General features: G+C 37.4%; 18 protein-coding genes and 1 tRNA gene. 12 read left to right on the top strand and 7 right to left on the bottom strand.

Features of this window, described 5'->3' with window-relative positions; all coding sequences use genetic code 11:
* The first annotated feature begins 183 nt into the window (after window positions 1-183).
* Together AB1630_04640 and AB1630_04635 are read left to right on the top strand one after the other, a co-directional pair.
* Window positions 184-987, top strand: a complete 804-nt coding sequence (locus tag AB1630_04640; protein ID MEW6103091.1) for a hypothetical protein — start codon at window positions 184-186, stop codon at window positions 985-987.
* Entirely contained in the window at window positions 971-4201 is a 3231-nt protein-coding gene (locus tag AB1630_04635; protein ID MEW6103090.1) for an adenylate/guanylate cyclase domain-containing protein, read from the top strand. Before AB1630_04640 ends, AB1630_04635 begins: the two co-directional genes overlap by 17 nt.
* 69 nt (window positions 4202-4270) lie before the next feature.
* Here the strand turns inward: AB1630_04635 and AB1630_04630 are convergent, their stop codons facing one another.
* The 3 genes from AB1630_04630 to AB1630_04620 all read right to left on the bottom strand — a co-directional run bounded on the left by AB1630_04630 (window position 4271) and on the right by AB1630_04620 (window position 6528).
* Window positions 4271-5602 carry a phospholipase D-like domain-containing protein gene (locus AB1630_04630; GenBank protein MEW6103089.1) on the bottom strand — a complete coding sequence of 444 codons (1332 nt, stop codon included), beginning with the start codon at window positions 5600-5602 and terminating at the stop codon, window positions 4271-4273.
* On the bottom strand, window positions 5599-6024 hold the full coding sequence (locus AB1630_04625) for a hypothetical protein (protein MEW6103088.1): 426 nt from the start codon (window positions 6022-6024) through the stop codon (window positions 5599-5601). The genes AB1630_04630 and AB1630_04625 overlap by 4 nt, the downstream gene beginning before the upstream one ends.
* Before the next feature lie 186 nt (window positions 6025-6210).
* Window positions 6211-6528: a hypothetical protein gene (locus AB1630_04620; protein ID MEW6103087.1), complete on the bottom strand. Its 318-nt coding sequence runs from the start codon at window positions 6526-6528 to the stop codon at window positions 6211-6213.
* A gap of 361 nt (window positions 6529-6889) precedes the next feature.
* Between AB1630_04620 and AB1630_04615 the strand changes: the two genes are divergently transcribed.
* The 8 genes from AB1630_04615 (at window position 6890) to rplQ (ending at window position 12214) form a co-directional block, all read left to right on the top strand.
* Window positions 6890-7129, top strand: a complete 240-nt coding sequence (locus AB1630_04615) for a BrnT family toxin (GenBank protein MEW6103086.1) — start codon at window positions 6890-6892, stop codon at window positions 7127-7129.
* Complete coding sequence (locus AB1630_04610) at window positions 7116-7403, top strand: CopG family antitoxin (protein ID MEW6103085.1); 288 nt, start codon at window positions 7116-7118, stop codon at window positions 7401-7403. Before AB1630_04615 ends, AB1630_04610 begins: the two co-directional genes overlap by 14 nt.
* Window positions 7404-7407: 4 nt before the next feature.
* Window positions 7408-9078 (top strand): biosynthetic-type acetolactate synthase large subunit, encoded by a 1671-nt coding sequence (gene ilvB, locus AB1630_04605; GenBank protein ID MEW6103084.1) that lies wholly within the window; start codon window positions 7408-7410, stop codon window positions 9076-9078.
* Between the two features lie 186 nt (window positions 9079-9264).
* Window positions 9265-9639 carry a 30S ribosomal protein S13 gene (gene rpsM / locus AB1630_04600; GenBank protein MEW6103083.1) on the top strand — a complete coding sequence of 125 codons (375 nt, stop codon included), beginning with the start codon at window positions 9265-9267 and terminating at the stop codon, window positions 9637-9639.
* Window positions 9639-10034: a 30S ribosomal protein S11 gene (gene rpsK / locus AB1630_04595; protein MEW6103082.1), complete on the top strand. Its 396-nt coding sequence runs from the start codon at window positions 9639-9641 to the stop codon at window positions 10032-10034. The genes rpsM and rpsK overlap by 1 nt, the downstream gene beginning before the upstream one ends.
* A gap of 71 nt (window positions 10035-10105) precedes the next feature.
* Window positions 10106-10699, top strand: a complete 594-nt coding sequence (gene rpsD, locus AB1630_04590; GenBank protein MEW6103081.1) for a 30S ribosomal protein S4 — start codon at window positions 10106-10108, stop codon at window positions 10697-10699.
* An 11-nt stretch (window positions 10700-10710) separates the two neighbouring features.
* Complete coding sequence (locus tag AB1630_04585; GenBank protein ID MEW6103080.1) at window positions 10711-11844, top strand: DNA-directed RNA polymerase subunit alpha; 1134 nt, start codon at window positions 10711-10713, stop codon at window positions 11842-11844.
* Window positions 11819-12214 (top strand): 50S ribosomal protein L17, encoded by a 396-nt coding sequence (rplQ, locus tag AB1630_04580; protein ID MEW6103079.1) that lies wholly within the window; start codon window positions 11819-11821, stop codon window positions 12212-12214. Before AB1630_04585 ends, rplQ begins: the two co-directional genes overlap by 26 nt.
* Here the strand turns inward: rplQ and AB1630_04575 are convergent.
* From AB1630_04575 to AB1630_04565, 3 genes are all read right to left on the bottom strand, one after another.
* On the bottom strand, window positions 12181-12801 hold the full coding sequence (locus tag AB1630_04575; GenBank protein ID MEW6103078.1) for a hypothetical protein: 621 nt from the start codon (window positions 12799-12801) through the stop codon (window positions 12181-12183). The genes rplQ and AB1630_04575 overlap by 34 nt on opposite strands.
* Before the next feature lie 53 nt (window positions 12802-12854).
* A complete protein-coding gene (locus AB1630_04570) occupies window positions 12855-13799 on the bottom strand; it encodes a tetratricopeptide repeat protein (protein MEW6103077.1) in 945 nt (314 codons plus the stop codon).
* Between the two features lie 637 nt (window positions 13800-14436).
* Window positions 14437-14562, bottom strand: coding sequence for a hypothetical protein (locus AB1630_04565; protein ID MEW6103076.1), 126 nt, complete (start codon window positions 14560-14562; stop codon window positions 14437-14439).
* 112 nt (window positions 14563-14674) lie between these two features.
* Here AB1630_04565 and AB1630_04560 point away from each other — a divergent pair.
* Both AB1630_04560 and lepA read left to right on the top strand, forming a co-directional pair.
* Window positions 14675-14748, top strand: a tRNA-Arg gene (locus AB1630_04560).
* A 31-nt stretch (window positions 14749-14779) separates the two neighbouring features.
* A complete protein-coding gene (lepA, locus tag AB1630_04555; protein ID MEW6103075.1) occupies window positions 14780-16555 on the top strand; it encodes a translation elongation factor 4 in 1776 nt (591 codons plus the stop codon).
* A gap of 7 nt (window positions 16556-16562) precedes the next feature.
* On the opposite strand, the gene AB1630_04550 is transcribed toward lepA, so the two are convergent.
* On the bottom strand, window positions 16563-16724 hold the full coding sequence (locus AB1630_04550) for a hypothetical protein (GenBank protein MEW6103074.1): 162 nt from the start codon (window positions 16722-16724) through the stop codon (window positions 16563-16565).
* Window positions 16725-17031: the final 307 nt, after the last annotated feature.

Genomic DNA, 17031 nt, shown 5'->3' with positions numbered 1-17031 from the left:
GCATTCTATATAATATATCGGCATTTTTGAGAGGAAACCTTAAGAGGCTTTTTTTGCGAAAAATATTTTCTTATTTTCCAGGAAGGCTTGATAATATAGCCTTTATAACTTCACCGAGAATTGCTAACACCAAAGGCTTTAGAAATCGGGTTTGGTGAAAGAGAAGAAAGGAAACCCCAAGAGATGCTGGATGAATTTTATAAAGGATTAGTAAGTGAACGAGGAAAATTAAGAGTAGAACCTGAAACCCGCAATTATATCAGAAAAGAGATGTCTTATAGGGTTTTGGAAATTATTGAGCATATTGACTCATTTTCTACCACAATTAGAAAGGCAAACAAGAAGAATCCATTAGTCATCATTGATGGATTGGATAAACCTGATTTAGACATTGCCTATAGGGTATTCTATAATCGTGCCACCTCAATTACCCAACCAGCCTGTAAGATAATTTACACCATACCCATAGTCCTTCTGTATCAACCTGAATTTAGAAGCATTGGGCATAATTTTCATAACCAATTTATCCTTCCTAATATCAAAATTCAGGATAAAGATGGAAAGGTCTACGAAAAGGGATATGAAATGCTTCGCTGTGCGGTGATGAAACGCATATCCAGCGATCTAATTGAAGATGATGCACTCAATCTATTGATCTCAAAAAGTGGTGGAGTGATGCGGGAGCTTACCTCACTTGTCAAAACTGCTTGTGATATAGCCATAAACGATGGAAAGAATGAGATTGATCTTGCATCATCTAAGAAGGCGGTTAATGAGATAAAAAATGATTACCGCAGAGCCCTTCGTGAAGAACACTACCAGGAGCTTAATATGATTCTTCAGACAAAGGAGATTCGTAAATTAACCTTTCCTGAACTGCTTCATAACCTTAGTGTTCTCCAATATATTAATGATGAAGAATGGTGGAATATCCATCCCATAGTCCTTGATTTGCTTAAGGAAGAAGCCAATGAAATTGGGTATTGAAAATAAAGAAAAGATTACTCAACTAATTTCTACCTTACAACTTGCAAAGTCTACCAATTGCTTGATTATCGCCAAATGTAATGAATTGGAGTTGCGTGAGTTAATTTATGAAAAAGTTAGTACTGCCTTCCAAAATAAAATCTCTATTTATAAACTAAAGATAGATGCTTCAAATAAAGACCTGCCAGGTATTTTGAGTAAGACTGAGGTAGCTCCTGATGTAGTCTTCTTTGTTTATGGAATTGAAGAGGCAATGCCTGATGTCATTAAATACCTTAATTTTAAACGGGAGGTCTTCTATGAAATAAAGAGACCGGTAGTAATATGGGTAAATGATTTTGTTTTAAGGGAAATAGGCACAAAGGCATTAGATTTTTGGGCATTTAGAAGTAGGGTCTTTGAATTCAGGATGCCAAAAATGGAGAAAGTAATACCAGAGTCAATTAAAGAGCTTTTAAATAAACGCCGTGAGATTGATAAGGCGATAAGAAGGGATTATAAACAAAAGGTTACATTGATGCTCACTGATATTGTTGGCTCAACCCAATATAGGGATATTGCCTGGAGGGCAATATTACAAAGGCATAATGATATGCTTTTCCCAATAATTGAAAAGCATAATGGTAAGATAATCAAGACAACTGGCGATGCGATTATGGCAGGGTTTGAGAAAGCAGAAGATGGGGTTTTTAGTGCAATCAAGATGCAGAAAGCTTTGGCAGAGTATAACAAAGGGGTAGAGGATAAAATCCATATTAGAATTGGCCTCCACACAGGTATGGTAATCACCAAGCCAGATGACATCTATGGTTATGTGGCTAATATTGGCGCAAGAATTGAGGCATTAGCTGAAGAAGACCAAATCCTTATTTCAGGGGCGGTCAAAGATGGATTTACTGAGAAAGGCTTTAATTTATATTTTTGTGGGAATTATTCCCTAAAAGGGATAGCAGAAAGGATACCAATTTATGAGGTTCTTTGGTTTGAAGGCCAAAAGCCAAAGAAATCGAAGAAGCCTGAAGAACCAGTTGTCTTTAGCCTGCACAATCAAACCCCGCCTGAACCGAATTTTGTGGGTAGAATTGAGGAGCTTAAGGCAATCACAAATTGGTATAAATCCCCTGAGGTAAAGATAGGCGCATTAGTCGGCTGGGGTGGGGTGGGGAAATCGGCATTAGTCAGAAAATGGTTTGATTGCCTGAAAGAAAGCAACATTCATCCTGACGGCATATTCTGGTGGGGATTTTATCGCAATCCTTACCTTGACCGTTTCCTTATCGCATTATTTGTTTATCTCTCCCAAGATAGATTTAAGCTTGATGATTACAAGACATCCTGGCAGAAGATAGACAAGATAAAAGAGCTTCTTTTAGAAAGGGAATATCTGATTATCTTAGATGGCTTGGAAGAAATGCAAAAATCCCAGTCAGACAATGAATTTGGTAAGATGCAACACCCAGAATTTACCGACTTACTCAAATACATTGCTGATGCAGATTTTAGAGGCTTATTCATAGTAACCACAAGGTTCTCTTTAACTGACATTGAGAAATACCTCAGCTATCAAAGGCTTGAGATAGAGGAATTGTCAAGAGAGGATACAAGGCTATTGTTTCAAAGAATTGGGGTAAGAGGAGGAGAGGATGAGATAGATGCTATCTGGAAAGAGTTTAAGGGCCATACCCTAAGCCTTGTTCTTTTGGCAAATTATTTAGGTCCTGGGGGTGATATTAAGAGAGCAAAGGAAATACCGTCATTCTATTCTGACAAAGAGGCAGGAGGAAAGGCATACAGAATCCTCCTTTGGTATGATAAACAATTAAATGAAGAACAAAGAAGATTTATGAAGATATTCTCCCTCTTTAGAGGTGCGGTCTCGGAAAGGGAGTTTGAGGGAGTATTCCAAACCAAAATGGATTTTCACTTCCAAAGAATGGTAGAGAACCTTTGCCAAAGAAGGCTCATTACCAAAGGCGACCATACCTACACCACCCATCCTCTGATCAAGGGCTACTTTGAGTCTATATTTGATAAGGAAGAAAAGAAGCTAACCCACAAGGCAATCTATGAATACTTTGGAAAGAGAACAAAAGATATGCCACAAACCTTAGAAGAGATGCAGCCATTGTTTGAGCAGGTCTATCATGGATGTTCTGCTGGGCTTTATGATGAGGTATATAATGATGTCTATCAGGACAAAATTCATCGTGGCAATGAATTCTATATCACCCATAAACTTGGTGCATACGCAGCTGACCTTTCCCTTAGCCTAAACTTCTTTCCCAATAAAGACCTCTCTCAGATGCCAGGGGTTAGTAAAAAGCAAGATAGAGCCTGGCTACTTAATGAGACAGGGGTTTCACTTCTATTTATCGGAAGACCTTCTGAGGCAAGGGATTTAATGATAAGGGCAATAAAGATGGATATTGAAAATGAAGACTGGAAGAATGCCTCTCTTGGTTATCAAAATCTGGCTGATCTTCAAATAAGCATAGGAGAGGTTATAAGCACAAAGGAGGCTTCTAAAAAAGCACTTGAGATGGCAGAGAAGGCAAATGATAAACAATATATAGTTATTTCAAAAGTCCGGCTTGGCTATAGCCTATTTCTATTAGGAGAGACAGAAAGTGCAGAAAGATACTTTAAAGAGGCAGATAGGCTTCAAAAAGAAATTGACCCTGAGGCTGGTGGGCTTTATGCCTTTTCTGGAGATCTATATGCCGACCTTTTGATGGAATTAGAAAGGATAGCTGATGCCTTTAGGATAAGCAAAAGAAACCTTGAAATATGTATGAAATATAAATGGCCTAATAATATTTCAAAATGCCATCGCTCCTTAGGAAAAATAGAGCGAATAAGAAAGGATTATCATAAATCTAAGAAACACTTAGATAAAGCCTTACAGATTGGAAAAGCAATTGGAGTTCCTTACCTTGAAATAGAAGCCCTGATTGAATTTGGCAGGCTAAAATTAGAGATAAACGACTACAAAGGGTGTGAGAAAGACCTACAAAATGCCCTTAAGCTATGTGCTCACACAGGCTTTAAGCTCTACGAACCCGAGGCAGAGCTAATCTTAGCCAAGCTATACTCAGCCCAAGGAAATTCAGAGCAAGCCAAACCCCTTGCCCAATCCGCCTACCAAAAAGCCAGCCAAATGCACTACCACTGGCCAAAACTTGAGGCTCTCGCATTTATTAGAAGGGATAGATAAATAATGGTCAGAAACAATAGAGTTGTTGCCCGCCCTCGTAGCACTCACCTGGCCTGCCTCCTATCCAGCTTATGAGAACACAAATTGATCTCGGCTTTCAAGGAACCTAGTGTTAAAATATTTATTTTGCCATTTGTTCGTGTCACAAAGGTCCTGCCACGCTTTATCCAGGTTTTTCTCCTTCCTGTAAAGTTTCTGCAGCTTGTAGCGCCACTTATAGTGATTTACAACATCAAGGACATGGGTAGCGAACGCCTCGGCCACTTGCTGGTTACGACGAATGATCACGAGATTTTCGTCATTGGCGTAGGAAGCCTTAAAACCTAGATTATGGCTGCCAGTGACTACAGCGCAATCCTCCAAGAACGGATCTACAACGAGCACCTTGTCGTGGATAGCCGCGTGTCCAAGCTTCAGCAGTTCTTTCTCCCAGTAGCCAAAGTCGTCTGGTATACCGGCAACTCCTGTGATGACGATATTAGAACGCTTCTGGACTGATCGGCTGAAGACTCGGACTGTGCCGGCTTTATCTGCGGTCTTCGCATCAGAAATTGCGCCACGAACAAACAATGTCTTGCCTTCCTTTGCCCGTGCAGCCGCCACTTCCTTCACTTTGTCAATGATGCTTGGGGTTCCTGGATTAAACAGCAAAAAGAGTATCACCTTCTGTGCCCCCTCAATGATCTTGTAGACCTCCGCCAAGTCCACCGGAACTTCACTTGAATTCTTAGTCTTTCTCCGGGTGTTTGGTGAAAACCATACCTTCAGGCTCCCAGCCCCAGGCCCCAACGAGACTTCCTTTGGATTCTTGTGTGCCCATGTCCGAAGCTTTTGACCCTGAAGTTGGACCTGTTCATTTCGCAGTCGCTTCCAATACTCAAGGTAATGCGAGGCTATGACCTTGTCGTCAATGAGAATAGCGTTGTTTGTCTGACCGCAGAGACCAGTCGGAGTCCAGTTCGTGCTCCCGGTTAGCACAGAGCGGATTTGCCGCTGTGCATCCTCGTAAACGATGAACTTATTGTGACCGATACTATTGCCCTTAAGCATCCGATCTATCAGGTAGATATTATCGTTCGCACGAAGCCGTTTACGCGACTGGGCGTTCGTTCCATCGTAGACCATAGTTTGCTTCCCACCCACTTTCTTTGATGAGTTGGCGTTTGAGAGCACAAGCTGGGTTCCGGGGGTATTCTCTAAGTCACAAATCAACTCTCTATCGGTGAGCTCGTATAGCGCAGCGTAACAAGTGCCTCCATTCTTCTGGGTTAAACAAAGAAGTTCACGCAGAGTGGGCAACAACTCTTTTGTTAGCCGTTGGCGAATCCGGTGTTTTGGGGTGCCAATATCTGCTCGGAGTTTCTTGATGTTTTTGGCGGGCGCGTTGGTGCCCCGATTCATTCCCTGAGTCGAAAGGAGTCCACGGTTGAAGACCACGCGAGTTTTCCCGATCTGTAGACGAATGAGCTCGTCACAATCGGGTTAGAATCGCGCTCTGGAAACTCGGGAGTGCCATGGACGGCATAGATGTGGTATCGGAAGCGACCTTCACGAGGCGCATACACATCCTTCCACTGAAACGACTGGATTGGCCATATGTCAGTGTTCCGTGGACCCATCGGTTTTTTTACTTTCTCAAAACCAACCCATGCCAGCAACGGCTTCGGGGTCCTACCTTCTTCTTCACGGTGGATCGAGAAACCGAGACAGCCAGGAATCTTCTTTGGAATACTCCACCAGATGTATGCAATGTCGTTATTGGTGATGACTTTAACTTTGGCTTTCATATTTACCTTTTCTTCTTTTGTTACTTTAACATTCATTTTTATCTTTTAATTATTTCGAAAAATTATATTCTTAAAAATATGGGTAAGTTCCAGTTTTTAGCTTTTAAAAAATTGAAGGAGATTTAAAAGCCAAAAGCCAAAGGCTAATGGCTAAACACATACAAGCTTGCCAAAGAGAAAGCTCAATGCGGCTGCTAACCTGCTTTGAACAAAGCTTCTCAACTAACCCTTTAGGAAAGAGAGCTTTTCTTTCAATCTCTCTATCTCATCCTTCTGTTCTTTTATCTGGTTTGTTATCTCTTCCCCTTGTCTTTCAATAGCAATCCAGACAAAGAGATTGATAATGGCTGAGAGCATTATTATGCCTATTGCTACTAAGCAGAGGAACAATATAAGGTTATCTACCTTCTTATAGACTATTGCGATAAATAGGATTGCCAGAAAGAGAAGCACTATTATCAGAGAAAAACAGAGGCTGAAGATAATGTTTCTTCGGTTATTCTTTCCCACAAAGTCTAAAAAGTCCGTTATCTTTGACATCACACACCTCCCTGCCCCATAAACACAAATCAATATCGGTAGCTAGCATTATAACATTATTTTTAGGTATGTGTTTAGCTGACCTATTTTAGGCATAAAATTTGGACATTGGACATTTTAGTTTGTGTGTTTGGATTTAAAATTTGAGCTAGACACATACAAGATAGTCAAGCATTTTAATCTAAAGGGGATAGCCTTATGGCAACTTGAAATAGATGAATAAAAGATTGACCAAACCCCCTCTTTTATTGTATTATTCACGATATGAAATTATGAGCTTAAAATTAGCACATTTAAAAATGGTTTACAATCTTGAAGATAGAAGGTATTATTTTGGTTAAGAAATGTTGTAGACAAACTTATTTTTAAACACAATGTAAAAACAGATGAAGTGGAAGAGGTGTTTAAGAAAGGAGCAAAGTTTCGTTTCGTTGAAAAAGGTAAGCGAAGGAAGGAAGATATGTATGTAGCGTTTGGACAAGCCGAGAGTGGACGGTATTTGACTGTACTTTTTATATATAAGAACAAGACAAAGGAAGCTCTAATATTGAGTGCAAGAGATATGGCGAAAAAGGAGAGAAAACAATATGGTAAAAAATAACTTAGATATATTTCATTTTAAGTCATTAGATAAGATAATAGATTTCTTTGACACCCACGATTTAGGAGAATACTGGGATAAGATGCCTGAAGCACATTTTGAGGTTGGTATTAAAAGGAGTATTCATCTTGTTGCCATTGAGCCAGATCTTGCTAAAATGCTAACAGAGATTGCTATATCAAGCCAAACTTTATCCGAATCCCTTATCAACTTATGGCTGAGAGAGAAGATTAAAAGCTATGTAGGGATGCAAAGCAAGGTAATGCTATCTTAAAGAAATGAAAACAGGGGCTGAAATATTGATTGAGGCATTAAAAGAGGAAGGGGTAGATGTAATCTTTGGCTATCAAGGAGGGGCTGTTCTTCCTATATTTGATGTCTTCTATAAAACACCAGAGATAAAGATTGTCCTTGTTAGGCATGAACAAGGAGCTGCCCATTCTGCGGATGGATATGCAAGGTCAACAGGAAAGACTGGCGTCTGCATTGCAACATCAGGGCCTGGAGCAACAAATCTTGTTACAGGCATTGCAACAGCATATATGGATTCAATTCCAATGGTTGCTATAACCGGCCAGGTTCCAACCTCAATGATTGGAAACGATGCATTTCAAGAGGCAGATATTGTTGGAATAACAAGGCCTATAACCAAGCAGAATTACCTTGTAAAGAATACAGCCAATCTATACGAGATTGTAAAAGAGGCATTCTATCTTGCAAGAAGTGGAAGACCAGGCCCTATTTTGATTGACATTCCAAAGGATGTATCATCTGGCAAGGCATCCTATAAGCCAATTAAGGAGGTTTCTTTAAGAAGCTATAGCCCAACATACAAGGGACATCCTGTGCAGATAAAAAAGGCAGCTGAAATTATTGAAAAATCCCAAAAGCCTGTTGTCTATTCTGGAGGTGGCGTTATATCAAGTAGCGCATCAGAGCAATTAAGGGAATTTATAGAGAAAACAGGGATTCCAATAACAAATACCCTGATGGGATTAGGTGGATTTCCCGGAGAACACCCGCTGTTTTTAGGGATGCTTGGGATGCATGGAACAAGGTATGCAAACAATGCAATAGTTGAGGCAGACCTTATTATTGCAATTGGTGCAAGGTTTGATGATAGGATAACAGGAAAAATGGATGAATTTGCAAAAAATGCAAAGGTTATACATATAGACATAGACCCAGCAGAGATAGGGAAAAATATTGCTGTAGATATTCCAATTGTCGGTGATTGTAAGGAGATAATAAGTGAATTAAATAAGATTGTAAAGCCACCAAGCATTTCAAGTTGGATAAATAAGATACAGGGATGGAAGAAAGAATATCCTTTAGCATACAAAGATGATGGAGGGCTTAAACCACAATATGTTATTGAGAGAATATACGAGATAACAAAAGGAGAGGCAATCATTACAACAGAGGTTGGTCAAAATCAGATGTGGGCAGCACAATACTATAAATTTAAAAGACCAAGGCAATTTTTATCATCAGGTGGACTTGGAACAATGGGATATGGATTTCCAGCTGCAATTGGTGCCTCTATTGGAAATCCTAATGCAATTGTATTTGATATTGCAGGTGATGGCTCTATACAAATGAATATTCAGGAATTGGCAACCTGCGTTCAGGAGAAATTGCCTGTTAAGGTTGCTATATTGAATAACCAGTATTTGGGAATGGTTAGGCAATGGCAGGAGCTATTCTATGAAAAGAGGTATTCCCATACAGACATTGCAATTGCACCAGATTTTGTAAAGCTTGCAGAAGCCTATGGTGCGCTTGGAATAAGGGTTGAAAGACAAGAGGATGTAGATTCTGCAATTCACAGGGCAATTAAATTTAAAGGCCCTGTCTTGATAGATTTCAGAATTGCAAAGTATGAAAATGTATTTCCAATGGTTCCAGCAGGTGCATCTTTATCCCAAATGATAGATGGGATTGCGTAAGTAAGATTGGTGTTAGCCAATTAGAGAGATTTGATTGTTTTTATAAAAAGTATTTTTTAATACCTTGAAAGTTTCTTAAGATAATACATTTTATCTTCAGGATACCATATCTCTTCCCATTTCCAGGGACACACAAAATTTTTTTGTTGACATCTATGTAAAATATTTAGTAGAATATAAATTTTTATGGCAAGAATAGTAGGCGTAGATCTTCCAAAGAATAAACGGATAGAGGCGGCACTTCCCTGTATCTATGGGATTGGGCCATCTCTTTCCAAGGATATTCTCCAAAAAGCAAATGTAAATTCCAGTATAAGGGTAGCTGACCTCTCTGAAGAACAAGCTACAGCAATCAGAAGAGAAATTGAGACATCGGGGATTAAAGTAGAAGGAGAGCTTAGAAGAGAGGTAAATATGAATATCAAGCGATTGATTGAAATAGGTACTTATAGGGGATTAAGGCATAGAAAAGGGCTTCCTGTTAGAGGTCAAAGAACCCATACAAACGCAAGAACAAAGAGGGGAAAGAGAAAGACAGTAGGAGCAAAGGTTAAAAAGTAATGGCACCAAGGGTAAAAAAGGAAAAAAAAGATAAAAAAAAGGATAGAAAGATAGGGATTGCCTGTATTTATATACAATCAACATTTAATAATACCATTGTCACAATTGCTTCTTCAGAAGGAAATGTTGTTTGCTGGGCATCTGCTGGTTCTGTTGGTTTTAAAGGAACAAAAAAGGGGACACCATTTGCTGCTCAAATTGCCGCAGATACAGCCGCAAAAAAAGCTTTTGAATATGGAGTAAAAGATGCAATTATTTTTGTTACAGGCCCTGGTGCAGGAAGGGAATCCGCTGTTCGTGCCATCCAGGCAGCTGGAATGAATATTAAGACAATAAGGGATGTAACTCCAATTCCCCATAATGGATGTAGGGCAAGAAAAAGAAGAAGGGTATGAAAAAAGTCAAAAGTCAAAATGCAAAAGTCAAAATGGTGGTAAGGATTTATAAATAGTTTTTAGTTTTTAAGATGGCAAGATATAGAGGTTCAAGTTGTAGAATTTGCAGGGGAAAGGCTGAAAAGCTTTTCCTTAAAGGAAAAAGGTGTTTGAGCGAAAAATGTGGATTTAGCAAAAGGCCATATCCACCTGGAAGCCAAGGACCAAACCTTAAGGCAAGAAAAATCTCTGATTATGGAAAAGAGCTTTATGAAAAACAAAAGGCAAAATATATATATGGTGTTTTAGAAAAGCAATTTAAAAATTATTTTAAGAAAGCAAAAACCTTACAAGGGCTTTGTGGAGAGAATCTTCTTATTCTTCTTGAAAGGAGGCTTGATAATGTTATTTATAGGGCGGGTTGGGCAACTACCAGAACAGGCGCACGACAAATGGTATCCCATAATCACATTAAGATAAATGGAAGAGGGGTGAATATCCCATCATATCTTGTTAAGGTTTCTGAAACAATAGAATTAGATAAAGAGCCAATGTCTTCGGCTGCCAATCTTCCTTTATGGCTAAAGGTAGATGGCAAAAAAATAGAGGTTTTGCGATTTCCAGCGAGAAAAGAAATAGCAACTCCCATAGAAGAAAATAAGATTGTTGCATTTTATTCTAAATAAGGAGGAAAAATATGAAAGAATGTGGGATTAAAAAATTAGAATGGCAAGATTTAACGCCTGTCTATGGAAAGCTTATTGTTGAACCATTTAGAAGGGGAAATGCCACTACCATAGGTAATAGCATAAGAAGGATATTGCTTTCATCTATAGAGGGGGTTGCTATTACCTCTGTTAAGATAGATGGCATTCTTCATGAATTTACAGCAATACCAGGGGTAGTAGAAGACCCAATTGACTTTATCTTAAATATCAGAGGGATTGTTTTTAAATATGAAGGGGATGAAAAAAAGGAATTGTTTTTAGAAGCAGGAAAAGGGGCTGTATCTGCCGGAATGATAAAAACGCCAGCAGATGTAATAATAGTCAATCCAGAACACTATCTTGCTACAGTATCTGAGGGAAAATTAAAGATGGAAATGGAATTAGAAAGGGGTGTTGGTTATGTTCCAGCCCTTGAGGAAAAAAGGGAAAAAAGAATAGGCGTAATTCCTATTGATACCTATTTTTCTCCCATAAAAAGGGTGAATCTTGTAATAGAAAATGTAAGAATAGGTCAAACATCAGACTATGAAAGGCTTGTCCTTGAAATTACAACAAATGGCTCTATAGGTCCAAAGGAGGCTGTAATAAAAACAGCATCCATATTATCTGATTGGACATCTTTCTTTATCAATCCAGAACCATTTGAGATTAAAGAAGAGATGCCCGAAAAAATTGATGAAGAAAGGGAAATGTTAAGAAAGATTTTAAATACAAGCATTGATGAGCTTGAAATATCTGTCAGGGCATCCAATTGCCTTCGTTTAGCAGGGATAATAAGAATTGGAGATATTGCAAAGATGGAAGAGCAAGAGCTATTAAAGATGAAAAATTTTGGAAGGAAATCCCTTACAGAGGTAAAGGAAAAGCTTGCTGAATATAGCCTTACATTATCAATGCCAGGTGTAGATGAGCTTTTAGAGCCTTTATCAGAAGAGGAAATACAAAAGGCAAAGGAGGGAATTATAAAAAAAGATGAGACACAGGAAGAAATATCATCAATGCCAGGTGTAGATGAGCTTTTAGAGCCTTTATCAGAAGAGGAAATACAAAAGGCAAAAGAGGGAATTATAAAAAAAGATGAGACACAGGAAGAAATATCTTAAGATTAAAGGATCTATAAGCCATAGAAAGGCTCTTCTTTCTAATCTGGCAACAGAGCTTTTTAAGCACAAAACAATAAAAACAACCTATGTAAAAGCAAAGGCTTTATCAAAGCTTGCTGAAAGGCTAATAACAGAAGCAAAGAAACAAACCCTTGCTTCCCATAGAAATATTATTTCAAACCTCCATAACAAAGAGGTTGCAAAGAATCTCTTTGAAAGCGCAAAAGGATTCATTCAAAAGGGTGGATATACAAAAGTCCTTAAGCTTCCTACAAGGCATGGAGATAATAGCCAAATGGCAATTATCTCCCTTTGCGAGCCAAAACAAACCCCTCCTCAAAATGAGGGAGAAAGCAAAACATCGTCATAGCTTAAATCTATAAGCTTTATATTAGAAAGGTCTCTTTTTAAAATAACCTCAAGCCTTTTAAACCTTTTGGTAGAACCTTTCAATTCTTGAGGAATACATATCCAAAGGCTATCCAAAGAAAAAAATACCTTATCTTTTTCAAACCTTATTTCCTTTATCTTTGGAAAGAATGAATAATTTTTTGCGCTTTTTAAAAGAAAAAATAGACAAGAAACATTTATTGTGCCTTTCTTTTCATAAAAACCAGAAAGATAGGGTAGGCTTTGTGTCCCCTTTATAGGAAATATAACCCCATTTTTATCTACCCCAATACCATCTTTAATCCATACAAAAGCCCTTTTTGGTTCAACGAGAATAACAAGCCTATTTGGGGGATACCTCTGAATTTGAACTTTGTCTATTCTTACATCAGAAGAGATATATTTACAAAGGCTATCTTTTTTTAATTTGAAAAGATTGGGTTTTATCCCTAGATAATTTTGCCTTAAAAAATTCTTCCATAACCTTCTAATTTCATTTTCTGATATATCACCCGATACTTTTATATCTACCTTTTCTATGGTAAAAAGGGAAGATAAAAGAAACATTCTAATTCCATAAATCAGAAGGAAAAGGATAAAAATGAATAAAATAAACCTTGCTAATCTCTTACAAGCCATCTTTCTATAGTATAATTTTTCTGTGTAATTAAAGAAAGAAAAGAAGAAACCAAAGGTTTTGTAAAAGAAAGGATTAAGGAATAATCATAGATAGATGGATTTTCTTTCTCATATCTTTTCTTTTCTTCACAATTAAAATCCTTTTTAAAGAGCAAGAAGCCATTGCTATCAAATAAAGAGAGGGAGGATGAAAGGGTTGCCTTTCTGTCTGTATAGTATGTTCTTAAGAATTCATACCTATTCTCATCCTTAATAAATTTTGTAGAGACATCAAAATCTTTTAGGTCAGAAACATTATAGCCAAGAATATCAATTATAAGGATATTATCTACAAGGAGCTTTAAGCTTACATTTTTAATCTCCTCCTGTGTTTTTGGATAGGATTCATTGTAGACGATATAGAAATTTGCCTCTTTTATTATCTGCTCCTTTATTGCTGATAAAATAAGCGGAATAAGATTTTTGTCTTCTGAAGAAATACAAAGACCAATTCTTTCTGTCTTTGAAAAATCAATAGATGGAGGAAGGTCTTTTTCTATCCTTATCTTTTCAACTAATGAGCTATTCTTTAATCCCTTTGGGATAGAACAAGGAGAAAGAGCGGCAAGGTTTTTAAAATATACCTCCTCTTTATCAAGGGAAATTGCTTTTTTGTAAGATAAAATTGCCTCATCTTTTCTTCCAAGATATTCATAGACTATGCCAAGATTGTTGTTTATTTTTGCCGAATTAGGATAAAGCGTTTTTGCCTTTTCTAAATAAAACCTTGCTTCATTCCATAAATTATTCTTGATGCAATAGATAGCGTAGTTATTTAGCGACCCCTCCTCTGTTATTCGCTGATGGCAAGAAGCAAGAATAATGGAAAGAATAAAATAAATGTAACTACTCACCTTTTTAACTAAATCTGTCTTAATTGCGAACATTGGCTTATCTTTTGCAAACCTTAAGCAGACCACAGACTACAGACCTTAAGACAATAGACCAAAATAAGAAAAAGGTCTGATGTCTCCTGTCTCTTGTCTTCATAATAGAACTTGCTATAACCTGAATAGATACGATTATTTTTTGTATGTGTTTAATTATAGTTTAAGATAAGATGGAAAGAAAGTCAAAATATAAAACTAAACGTATTATTATTCTAAAACGGAACTTCCGTAGCAAAAATTGTGTAAGTCCAGCCTTTAAAATGTGCATACGATTATTTTCTCTATTTGTAACTATTCAGTATATCGTATTTTATATGTTTGGCTGTTTTAAAATTCATCCATTCTATAATAAATCCCAAATCCCAAGTTCAAATGTCAAAAAAATGTCCAATTTCCAATGTCCAATATCATTTCAAATTATTGGGATTTGGACATTGGGATTTCATTTGTCATTGGGATTTGGACATTGGGATTTTTATTCTTTGGCTTCATTATTTTCCTTAACATTATCTAAACATATACATTCCTTATTTCCCTATAGGGTGAATAGTTACCTCTATTTTTATTAAAAAAGGATTTGCTTGAAATTCAATTGATTTTTGGTATAAAAACTATGCTTACTATAGACCTCCTGTTACATATACCTTTCGTCCCTTCCCAAGTCTAAAACATCACACATCCCCTTCTTTCTTCTTTCTACCCCCCTTACAAAAAATCCTTGAAATTCTAATAATGCTGTGAGATAATTTATTTGTTGCATTTATCTGGATTATCCTCCTTTTTGAGAGATTTAAAAGGATATTATACCCTTTCGTGAAGCAACATTTTACTTATTTGCACTAAATTCCGTGAAGAGCCAAAAACTTAAAGATGCGGTTGTAGCTCAACTGGACAGAGCAACTGACTACGAATCAGTAGGTTAAGGGTTCAAATCCCTTCAGCCGTGTATAATTGTAAATTTTAAATTGCAAAATTTTATGGAAAACATTAGGAATTTTTCAATAATTGCCCATATTGACCATGGAAAGACAACCCTGGCAGATAGGCTGCTTGAGACAACAAAAACCATTGAGAAAAAGGATATGAAGGAGCAAATCCTTGACAATATGGATCTTGAGAGGGAAAGGGGGATAACAATAAAGGCGCATCCCATAAGAATGACATATAGCCTAGATGGAAAGGAATATATCCTAAATCTCATTGATACACCAGGTCATGTTGATTTTTCCTATGAGGTTGCAAGGAGCTTGGCGGCTGTTGAGGGTGTTCTTTTGGTAATTGATGCCTCACAGGGCGTTGAGGCACAGACAATAGCCCATACATATCTTGCAAAGGCACAAAACAAAAAGATAATTCCTGTAATTAACAAGATAGACTTAGAAAACATTGACCTTGATAGTGTCCTTTCTCAGATAAAAACATTAACAGACGAGGTGCCAATCCTTGCTTCAGCAAAGGATGGAATTGGAATAGATGAAATATTTGAAAGGATTATAAAGGATATACCAGCACCAAAAGGCGATATATCAAAGCCAACACAGGCTTTAATCTTTGATTCATACTTTGACCCATATAAGGGTGTTGTCCTCTATTGCAGGGTATTTCAGGGTATAATAAAAGAGGGAGATAAAATTATTTTAATGTCAAGTAATACAAATTATGATGTTTCAGAGATTGGAACACTAAAGATGGGGCTTGTCCGAAAAAAAGAGCTAAAAGCAGGAGAGGTTGGATATATCTGTGCTGGAATAAGGAAACTATCTGATGCCTCTGTTGGTGATACCATAACAACGCAACAATTAAAGGCAGAAAAACCCCTTCCTGGCTATAAAAGGCTTAAGCCAATGGTTTTTGCATCAATATTTCCAGGCGAGGGAACGGATTTTGCCGAGCTTGCCTCTTCTATTGAAAAATATTCCCTAAATGATGCCTCATTTGTCTTTCATAAAGAATCATCAAAAGCATTGGGATTTGGCTTTAGGTGTGGATTTTTAGGCCTTTTGCATATGGATATTGTCCAGGAGAGGCTTGAGAGGGAATATGAGGTTTCCCTTGTCCTTTCGTCACCAAGTATTCCATACAGGGTTTATCTTGAGGGAGGAAGAAGCCTTGAAATAGAAAACCCAATTGATTTTCCAGACCCTTCATTTATTGTTAAAACAGAAGAGCCTTATATCAAGGCAACCATTATTGTTCCGGAGGAATACCTCTCTCCTGTCTTAAACCTGGTTAAGGAAAAGAGGGGAATAAAAAAGGCAATAAATTATATTGAGGGAAGAAGGCTTATCTTAGAATATGAAATCCCCCTTTATGAGATGGTTATTGATTTCTACGATAGGCTAAAATCTGTCTCCTGTGGACTTGCTTCATTTGATTATGACCTTTCAGATTGGAAGGAGGTAAACCTTGTTAAGCTTGATATTTTGCTCTCTGGCGAGGTTATAGAACCCCTTTCATTGCTTATTAGAAAAGAGGATGCCTACAAAAAGGCAAAATCACTTACCCTAAAGCTTAAGGAGATAATTCCAAGGCAACAATTTGCTGTAGCAATTCAAGCCTCCATTGGAAAGAATGTCATTGCAAGGGAAACAATCCCAACATTTAGAAAGGATGTTACAGCAAAGTGCTATGGAGGGGATATAACAAGAAAGAGAAAGCTCCTTGATAAGCAAAAAGAGGGAAAAAAAAGGATGAAGGTAATAGGAAGGCTAAAGCTCCCCCAGGAGGCATTTCAGGCTATACTTTCGGCTTGATGGAGATTTAAAAGGCACAAATTTTACCCGTAACTTCAATGCTTACAGGATAATCTTTTATGATATTATAAACCTTCTCCTCTAAAGATTTTGTTTTTTTTATAACATAAACTTTTATTACTGGTTTACCGCCTTCTTCTCCAATGCCAGTTCCCGTAACATTTTCCATATTTAAAATCCAACTTCAACAGAAACTTGGCGAAATTGGTGGTAGCGAAAACAGAAATCCTTGTATTTATAAGGGATTAAGGGGTATAGGGAGGTAAAAATCACAAAAAAGTGAGTGACAAAAAAATGTAAAAAAGAGAAAATATTTCCAGACTATAGTTAAATTTAATAATAAGATTCTTGGTAACTATTCACCCTATAGGGAAATAAGGAATGTATATGTTTAGATAATGTTAAGGAAAATAATGAAGCCAAAGAATAAAAATCCCAATGTCCAAATCCCAATGACAAATGAAATCCCAATGTCC

The organism is bacterium (assembly GCA_040753555.1).
GTDB lineage: Bacteria > UBA9089 > UBA9088 > UBA9088 > UBA9088 > JBFLYE01.
This window is presented reverse-complemented; position numbering and strand designations above follow the sequence as displayed.

Excerpts from the sequence above, each read along its gene's own strand:
- rpsK (MEW6103082.1), top strand. The coding sequence starts at position 9,639 with ATGGCACCAAGGGTAAAAAAGGAAAAAAAAGATAAAAAAAAGGATAGA.
- AB1630_04585 (MEW6103080.1), top strand. The coding sequence starts at position 10,711 with ATGAAAGAATGTGGGATTAAAAAATTAGAATGGCAAGATTTAACGCCT.
- AB1630_04565 (MEW6103076.1), bottom strand. The coding sequence starts at position 14,562 with ATGCAACAAATAAATTATCTCACAGCATTATTAGAATTTCAAGGATTT.
- rpsD (MEW6103081.1), top strand. The coding sequence starts at position 10,106 with ATGGCAAGATATAGAGGTTCAAGTTGTAGAATTTGCAGGGGAAAGGCT.
- lepA (MEW6103075.1), top strand. The coding sequence starts at position 14,780 with ATGGAAAACATTAGGAATTTTTCAATAATTGCCCATATTGACCATGGA.
- AB1630_04570 (MEW6103077.1), bottom strand. The coding sequence starts at position 13,799 with ATGTTCGCAATTAAGACAGATTTAGTTAAAAAGGTGAGTAGTTACATT.
- AB1630_04575 (MEW6103078.1), bottom strand. The coding sequence starts at position 12,801 with ATGTTTCTTTTATCTTCCCTTTTTACCATAGAAAAGGTAGATATAAAA.
- AB1630_04625 (MEW6103088.1), bottom strand. The coding sequence starts at position 6,024 with ATGAATGTTAAAGTAACAAAAGAAGAAAAGGTAAATATGAAAGCCAAA.
- AB1630_04640 (MEW6103091.1), top strand. The coding sequence starts at position 184 with ATGCTGGATGAATTTTATAAAGGATTAGTAAGTGAACGAGGAAAATTA.
- AB1630_04630 (MEW6103089.1), bottom strand. The coding sequence starts at position 5,602 with ATGAATCGGGGCACCAACGCGCCCGCCAAAAACATCAAGAAACTCCGA.
- AB1630_04610 (MEW6103085.1), top strand. The coding sequence starts at position 7,116 with ATGGTAAAAAATAACTTAGATATATTTCATTTTAAGTCATTAGATAAG.
- rpsM (MEW6103083.1), top strand. The coding sequence starts at position 9,265 with ATGGCAAGAATAGTAGGCGTAGATCTTCCAAAGAATAAACGGATAGAG.
- rplQ (MEW6103079.1), top strand. The coding sequence starts at position 11,819 with ATGAGACACAGGAAGAAATATCTTAAGATTAAAGGATCTATAAGCCAT.
- ilvB (MEW6103084.1), top strand. The coding sequence starts at position 7,408 with ATGAAAACAGGGGCTGAAATATTGATTGAGGCATTAAAAGAGGAAGGG.
- AB1630_04550 (MEW6103074.1), bottom strand. The coding sequence starts at position 16,724 with ATGGAAAATGTTACGGGAACTGGCATTGGAGAAGAAGGCGGTAAACCA.
- AB1630_04635 (MEW6103090.1), top strand. The coding sequence starts at position 971 with ATGAAATTGGGTATTGAAAATAAAGAAAAGATTACTCAACTAATTTCT.
- AB1630_04620 (MEW6103087.1), bottom strand. The coding sequence starts at position 6,528 with ATGTCAAAGATAACGGACTTTTTAGACTTTGTGGGAAAGAATAACCGA.